Raw genomic sequence first — 13257 nt, forward strand, 5'->3', positions numbered from 1 at the left:
GAAGTCCTTAGCGCGTGCCGCCGGTTTGTTTGAGGAAGTTGGCAAACAGTTCATGGCCTTGCTCGGTCAGGATCGACTCGGGGTGGAACTGTACGCCCTCAATGTTCAGGGTCTTGTGACGCAGGCCCATGATTTCGTCGACCGAACCGTCGTCGTGTTGCGTCCACGCGGTCAGCTCCAGGCAATCGGGCAAAGTATCGTGCTTGACGATCAGCGAGTGGTAACGGGTAACCGTCAGCGGATGATTCAGACCTGCGAAAACGCCCTTGTCCTCATGGAATACCGGGCTAGTCTTACCGTGCATCACTTGGCGGGCGCGGACTACATCGCCGCCAAACGCCTGGCCAATGGACTGGTGGCCAAGGCAGACACCGAGGATCGGCAGCTTGCCGGCGAAGTGTTTGATGGCTTCGATGGAGATGCCAGCTTCGGTCGGCGTGCAAGGGCCTGGCGATACGACGATGCGCTCAGGTTTCAGCGCTTCGATTTCGGCGACGGTCAATTCGTCGTTGCGCACGACTTTGACGTCGGCACCCAGCTCGCCGAGGTATTGCACAACGTTGTAAGTAAAGGAGTCGTAGTTGTCGATCATCAGCAACATGGCGTGTCGAACCTCTTGAATTCTGATTTGAAAACAGCCTTCAGATCACTTGCCCGCAGGGCGCTGCACGATGTCGGACGCAGGTAGATGCGTCGGCACAGCGGCATTTCAAACAGGCAAGGAAGGCAAAGCGATACAGATCCGGCAGGGCCGGCAGAAAAGATTCAGGCGCGCCAACGCCAGCGGGCGTGTGCCTTGATGACTTGATCCAGAAGTTTGCTGGTGATCAACACGGGGAAGGTCTCGTTCATACGTTCCGGCACAGTAACTTAGCTGGGCGGAGCGTGCAATATGGCCGGGGCTGCGGGAGATAAAAGCTGGGGAGGATTCGCGACCGATGGCAAAACGCCGGGAGTTTTTGGTACTGTCGTTTCGTTCACCTACAACAATAAATAAACGGACTTGCTCATGATCAAACAGACGCTGTTTGTCCCGCTGGCTGGCTGCCTGCTCGCACTGGCTTGTGCTCAGGCCAATGCTGCACCCAATCCCTATTCGAATTTCATAGTTTTCGGCGACAGTCTGAATGACGCCGGAACCTTCGCCGACACTGGCGGACCGGCCGGCTCCACCGAGCGTTACACCAATCGGACCGGGCCGGTGTATCAGAATGGCAGCGGTGAACTGTATTCGTTGAACTCCACGCAGTTGCTCGGCGGACGCCTTGGCTTTTCGCCAGACCAGACAGCCTCTTCCAGCTCCGCCGTGCGCGCCGAAAACGGCCAGCCGGACGGCAACAACTGGGCGGTCGGCGGCTATCGCACCGACCAGATCCTCGACTCGATCACCACGCAATCCGCTACCGGCGAACGCACCCGCGCCGGTTACCTGCCCTCCAACGGCTTCCGCGCCGACCCGAATGCGCTGTACTACATTTCCGGCGGCGGCAACGACTTCCTGCAAGGGCGCATTCTCAGCCTGCCGCAAGCCAACGCCGCGGCGGATCGTCTCGCCGACAGTGTGCAGACGCTGCAAACCGCCGGCGCCAAATACGTGATGGTCTGGCTGTTGCCTGACGTTGGCCTGACCCCAGCCATCAACGGTACGCCATTGCAAGCCTTCAGCAGTCAACTTGCCACCCAGTTCAACAGTCAATTGGTCACACGCCTGCAAGGCATCAATGCCGAAATCATTCCGTTGAACATTCCGGTCTTGCTCTCGGAAGTGTTTGCCGACCCGGGACGCTTTGGCCTGGCGACCGATCAGAACCTCACTGCGACCTGCTTCAGTGGCAGCAGTTGCCCGGAAAACCCCCGTTACGGCATCAACAGCGCGACACCCGACCCGAGCAAACTGATCTACAACGACGGCGTGCACCCGACCGAAGCCGGGCAAAAACTGATCTCCGACTACGCCTATTCCCTCCTCGCCGCGCCGTGGGAGCTGACGCTGCTGCCGGAAATGGCCCACGCCACCGTGCGCGCGCACCAAGACGAACTGCGCAACCAATGGCAGGCGGATTGGGAGAACTGGCAAGCGGTTGGCCAATGGCGCGCGATTGTTTCCGCCGGCGGCCAGCATCTGGATGTCGACAGCCAAAGCAGCGGCGCCAGCGCCGATGGCAGCGGTTACAACCTCAACGTCGGCGGCAGCTATCGCTTGAATGAAGCCTGGCGCGTGGGTGTGGCAGGCGGCTTCTACCGACAGAATCTGGAGGCCGGCCATAACGACTCGGACTACAAACTCAACAGCTACATGGCCACGGCATTTGCCCAGTACCAGCAAAATCGCTGGTGGGCTGATGCAGCGTTGACCGGTGGCAAACTCGACTACGACAACCTCAAACGCAAGTTCGATCTTGGCGCCAGCGAAGGTGCGGAGAAAGGCGACACTGACGGCAGCCTCTGGGCCTTCAGCGCGCGTGTCGGTTACGACATTGCCCAGCCGGGCAGCGAGTGGCACCTGTCGCCATTCGTCAGCGCCGACTACGCCAGCGTTGATGTCGATGGTTATTCAGAGAAGAGCAATCGCGCCACGGCATTGACCTTCGATGATCAGACCCGTGACTCGAAGCGTCTGGGTCTGGGCTTGCAGGGCAAGTACAACATCACCCCGCAAACCCAGGTGTTTGGCGAATACGCTCACGAGCGTGAGTACGAAGATGACGTGCAGAAGGTCCGCATCGCGCTCAACACCTTGCCGGCGAATGACTTCAAGCTTGAGGGCTATACGCCGCAGAGTCATCTGAACCGCTTGAGTCTGGGCGTGAGCCACAAACTGACGGCTGATCTGGCGCTGCGCGGCGGGTATTCGTTGCGCAAGGATGATGATTTTACCCAGCAGGGTGTGAATGTCGGGGTTGTGTTGGATTTTTAAGCGGTAGATCAAAAGATCGCAGCCTGCGGCAGCTCCTACAGGGCTGTTGCAGGTCATAAAAAAGCGGCGCCCTCACAGGCGCCGCTTTTTTATTGCCAAACATATGCCCCCCTGTGGGAGCGAGCCTGCTCGCGAAAGCGCTAAGTCAGCCAACATCAATGGTGACTGACACGGCCTCTTCGCGAGCAGGCTCGCTCCCACAGGGAAGATCAGTGATCAGTCCGGGGTTTGCTCGGCCAGGGCCACAGCGCGGAACATCGCGCGGCGTTTGTTCAGGGTCTCTTCCCATTCCAGCGCCGGCACCGAGTCGGCGACGATACCGCCACCGGCCTGCACATGCAGTTCGCCGTTCTTGATCACCGCCGTGCGAATGGCAATCGCGGTGTCCATATTGCCGTTCCAGGCGAAGTAACCGACCGCGCCGCCGTAAACACCACGCTTGACCGGCTCCAGTTCGTCGATGATTTCCATCGCGCGAATCTTCGGTGCGCCCGACAAGGTGCCGGCCGGCAGAATCGCCCGCAGCGCGTCCATCGCCGTCAGCCCTTCTTTCAACTGGCCGGTGACGTTGGAGACGATGTGCATCACGTTGGAATAACGCTCGATGACCATTTTCTCGGTGAGTTTCACCGAGCCGATTTCCGAAACGCGCCCGGTGTCGTTACGGCCCAGATCGATCAGCATCAAGTGCTCGGCGATCTCTTTATCGTCCGACAGCAGGTCTTCTTCCAGCGCCACATCGGCTTCTTCGGTGGCACCACGTGGGCGAGTACCGGCGATCGGGCGCACAGTGATCAGGTTGTCTTCGACCCGCACCAGCACTTCCGGGGAACTGCCGACGACGTGGAAGTCGCCGAAGTTGAAGAAGTACATGTACGGCGTCGGGTTGAAGCAACGCAGGGCGCGGTACAGATCGATCGGTGCAGCCTTGAAGTCGATCGACATACGCTGCGACGGCACAACCTGCATGCAGTCGCCAGCAAGGATGTACTCCTTGATGGTGTCGACGGCTTTTTCGTAATCGTCCTGGGTGAAGCTGGAACGGAACACCGGATCAGCCGATTGCTGTTTGCTGAAGTCCAGGCCACGGCGTGGGGTGATCGGCTGGCGCAGTTTTTCCAGAAGTGCCTGCAATTGCGCCTGACCTTGTTCGAAGGCATCCGCCTGCGCAGGATCGGCCAGCACGATCGCGTGCATCTTGCCGGCGAGGTTGTCAAAAACGACGACCGCGTCGGAGACCATCAACAAAATGTCCGGCACGCCCAGTGGATCCGGGTTCGGGCACTTGCCCAGACGCTTCTCGACATAACGCACGCAGTCGTAACCGAAATAACCGACCAGGCCACCGTTGAAACGCGGCAGACCGGCAATGGTCGGCACGTTATAGCGAGCCTTGAAGGTTTCGACGAAGGCCAGCGGATCTTCAACATCGTGGCTTTCGGTCTCGACGCCATCAACGGTGATGCTGACGTGATGGTCGTGAACCCGCAGCACGGTGCGGCACGGCAGGCCGATGATCGAGTAACGGCCCCATTTCTCGCCGCCCTGCACCGATTCGAGCAGGTAGGAGTTGGGCTGGTCGGCCAGTTTCAGGTAGATCGACAGCGGCGTGTCGAAGTCGGCCAGGGTTTCGCAGGCCAACGGAATGCGGTTGTAGCCGTCAGCGGCCAAGCGCAGGAATTCTTCGCGGATCATAAGGTGCCTCGTGGTGTGAGGGGCAAATCAGTCAGGTATGCAAACGCGCCGGCGAGCCGGCCAGGAACAAGTCAGGCGCGCCAACGCCAGCGGGCCAGGGCCTTGATGACTTTCATCCAGAGTTTGCGAGTGACCACCACGATGGCGTTTCCAGAATGGGATTGAGAAGCGTCGGGCAACGTTATCTCAGCGGCCGTACCGAGGCAACCGGGAATTAGCTTGCGCAGATCGTCGATCACCAGCGCCGGGGATTCCTCGGCAATCGGTCGGCCATGGTTGTAGCCGTAACTCAGCGCCACGCATTTGACTCCCGCCGCTTTCGCCGCCAGCACGTCGCTGCGCGAGTCGCCGACGAACAACGATTGCGAGGCCGGGATGTTGGCCATTTTCATCACGAAGAACAGCGCCGCCGGATCAGGCTTCTTCTGCGGCAAGGTATCGCCACCAATGATCCATTTGAAGTAGCGACCGATCTTCATCTGATCCAGCAACGGCGCGACGAAACGCTCCGGCTTGTTGGTGATCAGCGCCATGGCCACGCCTTGCTTGTGCAGCCACTTGAGGGTGTCGCGCACGCCGGGATAGACCACGGTCAGCTCATGGCTGGCGCCGTAGGCTTGCATGAACACTTCCAGCGCACGCTCGGCTTCGACGTCATCCACGGCTGAATGATCAATGCCACCGGCCAACGCGCGGCGCACCAGCACCGGCGCGCCGTTACCAACCCACTCGCGCACCGAATCGATGCCCGCCGGTTGACGACCAAGGGTGAGCAGCATGTTGTCCACCGCCGCTGCCAGGTCCGGAACCGAGTCGATCAGCGTGCCATCCAGATCGAACATCACCAGCCGTGGCAGTTTCCCCGGGAACAGCTGCTCGAACCCGCTCATGGGCGCGCCAGCGCCAGTTCGGAGCGCATCTTGTCGATGACTTCCTGATAGTTCGGCGCGTTGAAGATCGCCGAGCCGGCAACAAAGGTGTCAGCGCCAGCGGCGGCGATTTCGCGGATGTTGTTGACGTTGACGCCGCCGTCGATTTCCAGACGAATGTCACGACCCGAAGCATCGATGATCGCCCGCGCTTCGCGCAGTTTGTCGAGGGTGCCGGGAATGAACTTCTGCCCGCCGAAGCCCGGGTTGACGCTCATCAGCAAGACCATGTCGACCTTGTCGATCACGTACTTGAGCACGTCCAGCGGGGTTGCCGGGTTGAACACCAGACCGGATTTGCAGCCGCCTTCACGGATCAGTTGCAGCGAGCGATCAACGTGCAGCGTGGCTTCCGGGTGGAAAGTGATGTAGGTAGCGCCGGCCTCGATGAAGTCGCCGACGATGCGGTCCACCGGGCTGACCATCAGGTGCGCGTCGATCGGCGCGGTGACGCCGTACTTGCGCAATGCCGCACAAACCATCGGACCGATGGTCAGGTTCGGCACGTAGTGGTTGTCCATGACGTCGAAGTGAACGAAGTCGGCACCCGCGGCCAGAACGTTGTCGACTTCCTCGCCGAGGCGGGCGAAGTCGGCGGAGAGAATCGACGGAGCAATTACGAAGGGCTGCATGACGCACCTTTTCTGAGCTAAATCACGATGGCGCGCATTGTATACCTCAAGTTTCCAAGCGCGCACCGTGACCGCGATGATTGGGTTGTGCCATGACGGAGGACGGGCGCTGACTCAATACGCCGCGCGGTAGATCTTCTCGATGTCCCCAGCGCTGAGTTTGCGCGGATTGTTGCGCATCAGGCGCTCGATCCCCGCCGCTTCCACGGCCATCGCCGGGATCGCTTCTTCCGGCACGCCGAAACTACGCAGTCCGGCCGGAATTTCCACGGCTGCGCACAGATCGCTCATTGCCTGCACGGCTTTGTCCGCTGCTTCGGCGGCGCTCAGATGAGCGGTCTTCACCCCCATGGCTTCGGCGATATCCTGCATGCGCTCAACGCAGGCCATCTTGTTCCATGTCATGACGTACGGCAGCAGCAACGCATTGCTCACGCCATGGGCGATGTTGAAACGCCCGCCCAGCGGATACGCCAGCGCATGCACCGCGCCGACCCCGGCATTGCCGAACGCCATACCGGCCATCAGGCTGGCGGTGGCCATGTCTTCGCGCGCTTGCAGATTGCCGCCGTTGGCATAGGCCTTGGGCAGGGCTTTGGCGATCAGCTTGATGGCACCGATGGCCAGCGAGTCGGTGATCGGCGAGGCATTCACCGACAGATAGGATTCGATGGCGTGCACCAAGGCGTCGACGCCACTGGCGGCGGTGACACTGCGTGGGCAGGTCAGGGTCATCTGCGGGCTGACCAGCGCCACGTCCGGTAATAGAAAGTCGCTGACGATGCCTTTCTTCAACTGCGCGACTTTGTCCGAGAGGATCGCGACGTTGGTCACTTCGGAACCGGTGCCGGCGGTGGTCGGGATGGCGATCAGTGGCGGGCCTTTGCGTGGCACCTGGTCGACACCGAACAGATCTTCCAGTGCGCCGTGGTAACCGGCATACGCCGCGACACTTTTGGCGATGTCGATGGCACTGCCGCCACCGAGACCGATCAAGCCGTCGTGCCCGCCTTCGCGGTAGACACGCATGCAGTCTTCGACGATGGCGATTTCCGGGTCTGGCAGTACGCGGTCGAAAATCTCGTAGTCGCGACCACCGAGTTGCACCAGTGCCAGCTCAACCGTGCCGGATTTGACCAGCGCGGCATCGGTGACGATCAATGGGTTGTCGATGTCGAGGCGTGTGAGTTCGGCGGCCAGTTGTTCGATGGCGGCGGCGCCGGTGATCAGTTTGTGAGCGATTTTGAACTGGGACAGACTCATCGTGCGCAGCCTCTTATAGATGTGGGAGCTGGGCACAAGATTAGCTGGGGATTTGGGGTTGTCTGCTATTCAGGTGGTGAATGACCCATCGAGCGCAAGAGCAAGAGCCCCTCACCCTAGCCCTCTCCCAAAGGGAGAGGGGACTGACCGCGCTGTACTTTCGAAGTACACCGACCTGAAATACCGAGTCGAACTCAGATTCTGAACCGCACGAATATCTGCTCCCTTTCCCCTCTACCCCTTGGGGGAGAGGGCTGGGGTGAGGGGGTAAGCTTTTGATCTGGCCCTTAAACCTGAGCCGTACGCAGTTTTTCGCTACGACCCCTCAGCCATTCCAGGGTCAGCAGCAGGATGACCGAGAAGGCGATCAGCAACGTAGCCGCAGCCGCAATCGTCGGGCTGAGGTTCTCGCGAATCCCGCTAAACATCTGCCGAGGCAACGTCGCCTGCTCAGGCCCGGCAAGAAACAACGTCACCACCACCTCATCAAACGAAGTCGCAAACGCAAACAGCGCCCCGGAAATCACCCCCGGCGCAATCAGCGGCAAGGTCACCCGACGAAACGCCGTCAGTGGCGAAGCACCAAGACTAGCCGCCGCACGCACCAGATTGTGGTTAAACCCCTGCAACGTCGCCGATACCGTGATGATCACAAACGGCACGCCCAACACCGCGTGCACCACGATCAACGAGAAGAAGCTGTTGCCCAACCCCAGCGGTGCGAAAAACAGATAGCTCGCCACACCAATGATCACCACCGGCACCACCATCGGCGAAATCACCAGCGCCATCACCAGCGCTTTACCGGGGAAGTCACCGCGAGTGAGACCGATTGCCGCCAGCGTGCCAAAGATCATCGCCAGCACCGTCGCCGCCGGGGCGACGATGATGCTGTTCTTCAGGGCGCGCATCCATTCCGCCGAGGCGAAGAAGTCGTGATACCACTGCAGCGAGAAACCCTGCAGCGGATACACCAGAAAACTGCCCGAGTTGAACGACAGCGGAATAATCACCAGCACCGGCAGAATCAGGAACAACAGAATCAGGCCGCAAAGGATCCGCAGGCTGTAGAACCACACCCGTTCAATGGGCGACATGTAAGGACTCAGCATCTCGAATTCCCCTTAGCTCAGGCGCAGGCGACTGGCGCCGACCAGCCAGCTGTAAATCAGATAAAGCACGACAGTCGCCAGCAACAACAGCCCGCCCAGTGCGGTGGCCATGCCCCAGTTGATGCTGGTGTTGGTGTAGAAGGCGACGAAGTAGCTGACCATTTGATCGTTCGGGCTGCCGAGCAGCGCCGGGGTGATGTAGTAGCCAATGGCGAGGATGAACACCAACAGGCAACCGGCGCCGACGCCGGCATAGGTCTGCGGGAAGTACACCCGCCAGAAACTGGCAAACGGATGGCAGCCAAGGGAAATCGCGGCGCGCATGTAAGTCGGCGAGATGCCTTTCATCACGCTGTAGATTGGCAGAATCATGAACGGCAGCAGGATGTGCACCATCGAGATGTACACGCCGGTGCGGTTGAACACCAGTTCCAGCGGTTTATCGATGATGCCCATGGCCATCAGGCCACTGTTAATCAGACCGCCCGATTGCAACAGCACGATCCATGCGGCGACACGCACCAGAATCGAGGTCCAGAACGGCAACAGCACCAGAATCATCAGCAGATTGCTTTGCCGCGATGGCAGGTTTGCCAGCAGGTAGGCCAGTGGATAGGCGAGCAGCAGGCAGATCACGGTGATCACCAGGCCCATCCAGAAGGTGCGGGCGAAGATGTCGAGGTAGATCGCCTGATCCGGGGTGGCCGGGGCGATTTCGCCGAGGTCGTCGATGCGGTGGTCGACGGACGCCAGCAGGTAATAAGGCGTGATGCTGCTGGTGTTGCGTTTGACCGCCTGCCAGTAGGCGGGGTCGCCCCAACGTTCGTCGAGTGCTTCCAGGGCTTCTTTATAAGAGGCCGGTTCGCTGGCGAACGGCAGCGCCCGGGCGGTTTTGGTCAACAGGCTGCGATAGCCGGCCAACTCCATGTTCAAGCGCTTGGACAAATCGCCCAGCGTCTGGTTTTTGCGCGCTTCGGCGAGGTCTTCGCCGGCGGCTTTATAGACCGGTTCAGCGGGCAGGCCACGGCCGTCCCAACTGGCGATGGCCGCCACGGTGCGCGGCATGCCGCCGACCACTTCGGGGTTGCCGACGCTTTTGTAGAGCAGCGCCACGATCGGCACCAGAAACACCAGCAACAGAAACAGCACCAGCGGCGCAATCAGCGCTTGAGCCTTCCAGCGGTTGACCCGCTCGGCGCGCTTGAGCTTCTGCTTCAAGGTGGGGCTGTTGCCCTCGTTCAGGGGAACGGCGATGGCCATGACGTACTCCGCAAATCTTTGATCGTTACAGAGGTGGTGAGCCACCGCTGTTGTGTTGAAACACAGCTACCTGTGGGAGCGAGCCTGCTCGCGAAGAGGCCAGCACATTCAACATCTATGCTGGCTGATCTACCGCTTTCGCGAGCAGGCTCGCTCCCACAGGGGTGGGCAAGCCCACCCTCACCAGGCTCGGCTTATTTCGCAGCCCAGGAGTTGAAGCGCTGCTCCAGCTGCTCGCCGTTGTCAGCCCAGAAGCTGACGTCGATCTGCACCTGGTTGGCGATGTTTTCCGGGGTGGTCGGCATGTCTTTCAGGACATCCTTGGCCAGCAGCGGCACAGCCTGGGTGTTGGCCGGGCCGTAGGCGATGTTTTCCGAGTAGGTCTTCTGTTGCTGCGGCTGTACCGAGAAGGCGATGAATTTCTTCGCCGCTTCCGCGCGCTTGGCGTCCAGACCTTTCGGGATAGCCCAGGCGTCGAAGTCGTAGATGCCGCCGTTCCACACCACTTTCAGGTTGGATTCTTTCTGCACCGCCGCGATGCGACCGTTGTAAGCCGAGCTCATCACCACGTCACCGGAAGCGAGGTATTGCGGCGGTTGCGCGCCGGCTTCCCACCACTGAATGCTTGGCTTCAGCTCATCAAGCTTCTTGAACGCGCGATCCTGGCCACCCTTGCTCGCCAACTCTTTGTAGACGTCTTTCGGCGCCACACCATCGGCCATCAAAGCGAATTCGAGGGTGTACTTGGCGCCTTTACGCAGGCCACGTTTGCCCGGGAATTTCTTCGTGTCCCAGAAATCCGCCCAACTGGTCGGTGCGGTTTTCAGCTTGTCGGCGTTGTAAGCCAGTACGGTCGACCAAACGAAGAAACCTACGCCGCACGGCTGGATCGCGCCTTTGACGTAATCTTCGGTTTTGCCGAACAGTGCCGGGTCGAGTTGTTCGAACATGTCTTCGTCGCAACCACGGGACAGCTCTGGCGATTCAACTTCCACCAGATCCCACGACACGCTCTTGGTGTCGACCATGGCTTTGACCTTGGCCATTTCGCCGTTGTATTCGCCGGCGACGATCTTGCCGTTGCCTGCCGCTTCCCACGGTGCATAGAAGGCTTTGACTTGCGCCGCCTTGTTCGCCCCGCCAAACGACACCACGGTCAAATCGGGGCCAGCGGCCATTGCGTTTGCCGCACCCATCAGGCCCAGGGTCAGGGCGGTGAACTTCAGGGATCTCAACATTTATTGTTCTCTCCACGTGCAGGGTTGGTGTTGGTATTGCCGGGGCGATCAGTTCGCCTCTAAAAGCGGGTCAAGCGCGCGAACGTGCTCGACCTGCCAGCCAAGCGGTACCACGTCACCGACCGCGAGCGCTGGATCGAGCTCGGCAATCGGTTGTTTCACGAAGAAGTCGGTCTTGCCGCAGACTTCCAGGCGCACTCGGACGTGGTCGCCCAGATAGATGAATTCCGCCACCCTCCCTGAGAAGCGGTTAACGCATTGATCGCTCGAACCGTTGAGGCTGACGCGCTCCGGACGGATCGACAGGGTCACCGGTTCGCCGGTCTGGCCGACATTGACCGCCAGCGCCTCGACCTTTTCGCCACGACCCAACTCGACCACGCAACGCTCGCCGCTCTGGCTGAGCAAGCGGCCGTTGAGGCGGTTGTTTTCGCCGATGAAATTGGCGACGAAGGTATTTTTCGGTTCTTCGTAAAGGGTGCGCGGCGGGGCGATCTGCTGGATTTCACCCTGATGGAATACCGCAACACGATCGGACATGGTCAGCGCTTCACCCTGATCGTGGGTCACGTAGACCACGGTCACGCCGAGGCGCTGGTGCAGGTGTTTGATTTCCATCTGCATGTGTTCACGCAGTTGTTTGTCGAGGGCGCCGAGGGGTTCGTCCATCAGCACCAGTTGCGGTTCGAACACCAGCGCGCGGGCCAATGCCACACGTTGTTGCTGACCACCGGACAACTGCGCCGGATAGCGCGAGGCGAACGCGTCGAGCTGAACCATGCTGAGGACTTTTTTCACACGGTCGCTGACGTCGCTTTTGTTCAGGCCACGCACGGTCAGCGGGAACGCGAGGTTTTCCGCCACTGTCATGTGCGGGAACAGCGCGTAGTTCTGGAACACCATGCCGATGTCGCGTTTGTGCGGCGGCACGTTGTTGATCGAGCGCCCGGCCAGCAGAATTTCACCGGCGGTTGGTGTTTCGAAACCGGCGAGCATCATCAGGCTGGTGGTCTTGCCGGAACCGGACGGCCCGAGCAGGGTGAGAAATTCGCCTTTGCGAATGTCCAGGTTGAGGTCTTTGACGATCAGGTTCTCGCCGTCGTAGCTCTTCTGCACTCCACGAAAGCTGACCAGTACATCACTGGCCCCTGCGTTTGTATCGACCTGGCTCATACCCACACCTTTGTTGTTGATGACTGCTTGTGGGTTAAGCCTAGTGGCTGCTGACAGCCACGCAAATCGGGGCGCAGGAGAGAATCGCCTCAGCCGGGTGGAAGGTTGGGGGTAGGGATTGCCCTACAAGGATGGCGCTAATGGATAAGGCAGTGGCAAGCGACAAGCTGCGAGCCACATGCAATGGCAAAAACGCGTGTCGCTTAGGGATATGCGCACAATCCGGATCCAAAGCAGATCCCTTGTGGGAGCGAGCCTGCTCGCGAATGCGGTGGGTCATTCAGCTTATTCGGTGACTGTTACACCGCTTTCGCGAGCAGGCTCGCTCCCACAGGGGAACAGTGCTGATCAGAGAAGTTTGTGTTCCATCGCGTATTTGACCAGTTCGGCCAGCGAGGTGATGTTGAGTTTCTGCATCAGCCGCGCTTTGTGGGTGCTGATGGTCTTGCTGCTCAGGGCCAGTTGCTGGGCGATGTCGTTGACGTTGGCGCCTTGGGCCAGGCGTTCGAACACCGAGAACTCGCGTTCGGACAACAACGAATGCAGCGGCCGCGCATCAGTCAGACCGACTTCAAACACCATGCGATCCGCCAGATCCGGATCAATGTATCGCCCGCCGGCCGCGACTTTACGAATGGCGGTGAGCAACAGCGCCGGATCACTGTCCTTGGTCGCATACCCGGCCGCGCCAACCTTCAGCGCCCGCGCGGCCATCTGCGCTTCGTCGTGCATCGACAGCACCAGAATTGCTGGCGGATTGTTCAACGCACGGATGCGCGGGATTGCTTCGAGGCCATTGACGCCGGGCATGGAGATGTCGAGCAAGACCACTTCGCATGGCACGCTACGCAAGGTTTCGAGCAGTTGCTCGCCATTGCTCGCCTCGCCCACCACTTGCAGATCCTTGGCCAGGCCGATCAATTGCTTGATGCCCTCGCGGACGATGGTGTGGTCTTCGGCTACCAGTACACGGATCAAATCTTTTCTCCAGATTTCAGGTACACACCATTCCCTGTAGGAGTGAGCCTGCTCGCGATA

General features: G+C 60.0%; 11 protein-coding genes. 1 reads left to right on the forward strand and 10 read right to left on the reverse strand.

Features of this window, described 5'->3' with window-relative positions; genetic code table 11:
- Positions 1 to 7: 7 nt before the first annotated feature.
- The gene (locus CCX46_RS27595; protein WP_007918806.1) at positions 8 to 601 is read right to left on the reverse strand and encodes an aminodeoxychorismate/anthranilate synthase component II; all 594 of its coding nucleotides are present in this window, start codon (positions 599 to 601) and stop codon (positions 8 to 10) included.
- 408 nt (positions 602 to 1009) lie between these two features.
- On the opposite strand from CCX46_RS27595, the gene estP reads away from it, so the two are divergent.
- Positions 1010 to 2917: an esterase EstP gene (estP, locus tag CCX46_RS27600; RefSeq protein WP_127929985.1), complete on the forward strand. Its 1908-nt coding sequence runs from the start codon at positions 1010 to 1012 to the stop codon at positions 2915 to 2917.
- Between the two features lie 216 nt (positions 2918 to 3133).
- On the opposite strand, the gene trpE is transcribed toward estP, so the two are convergent.
- The 9 genes from trpE to CCX46_RS27645 form a co-directional block, all read right to left on the reverse strand.
- Complete coding sequence (trpE, locus tag CCX46_RS27605; protein WP_127929986.1) at positions 3134 to 4612, reverse strand: anthranilate synthase component I; 1479 nt, start codon at positions 4610 to 4612, stop codon at positions 3134 to 3136.
- A gap of 71 nt (positions 4613 to 4683) precedes the next feature.
- A complete protein-coding gene (locus CCX46_RS27610; protein WP_127929987.1) occupies positions 4684 to 5502 on the reverse strand; it encodes a phosphoglycolate phosphatase in 819 nt (272 codons plus the stop codon).
- The gene (gene rpe / locus CCX46_RS27615) at positions 5499 to 6173 is read right to left on the reverse strand and encodes a ribulose-phosphate 3-epimerase (RefSeq protein WP_007918813.1); all 675 of its coding nucleotides are present in this window, start codon (positions 6171 to 6173) and stop codon (positions 5499 to 5501) included. The genes CCX46_RS27610 and rpe overlap by 4 nt, the downstream gene beginning before the upstream one ends.
- Positions 6174 to 6287: 114 nt before the next feature.
- Positions 6288 to 7436: an iron-containing alcohol dehydrogenase gene (locus CCX46_RS27620; RefSeq protein WP_127929988.1), complete on the reverse strand. Its 1149-nt coding sequence runs from the start codon at positions 7434 to 7436 to the stop codon at positions 6288 to 6290.
- A gap of 287 nt (positions 7437 to 7723) precedes the next feature.
- On the reverse strand, positions 7724 to 8548 hold the full coding sequence (locus tag CCX46_RS27625; protein ID WP_008084123.1) for an ABC transporter permease: 825 nt from the start codon (positions 8546 to 8548) through the stop codon (positions 7724 to 7726).
- A gap of 12 nt (positions 8549 to 8560) precedes the next feature.
- A complete protein-coding gene (locus CCX46_RS27630) occupies positions 8561 to 9808 on the reverse strand; it encodes an ABC transporter permease (RefSeq protein ID WP_008084125.1) in 1248 nt (415 codons plus the stop codon).
- A gap of 194 nt (positions 9809 to 10002) precedes the next feature.
- Entirely contained in the window at positions 10003 to 11046 is a 1044-nt protein-coding gene (locus CCX46_RS27635) for an ABC transporter substrate-binding protein (protein WP_127929989.1), read from the reverse strand.
- 48 nt (positions 11047 to 11094) lie between these two features.
- Positions 11095 to 12219, reverse strand: coding sequence for an ABC transporter ATP-binding protein (locus CCX46_RS27640; RefSeq protein ID WP_038363353.1), 1125 nt, complete (start codon positions 12217 to 12219; stop codon positions 11095 to 11097).
- Between the two features lie 348 nt (positions 12220 to 12567).
- The gene (locus CCX46_RS27645) at positions 12568 to 13197 is read right to left on the reverse strand and encodes a response regulator (RefSeq protein ID WP_116028308.1); all 630 of its coding nucleotides are present in this window, start codon (positions 13195 to 13197) and stop codon (positions 12568 to 12570) included.
- Positions 13198 to 13257 lie beyond the last annotated feature (60 nt).

This window comes from Pseudomonas sp. RU47, from assembly GCF_004011755.1.
Taxonomy (GTDB): domain Bacteria; phylum Pseudomonadota; class Gammaproteobacteria; order Pseudomonadales; family Pseudomonadaceae; genus Aquipseudomonas.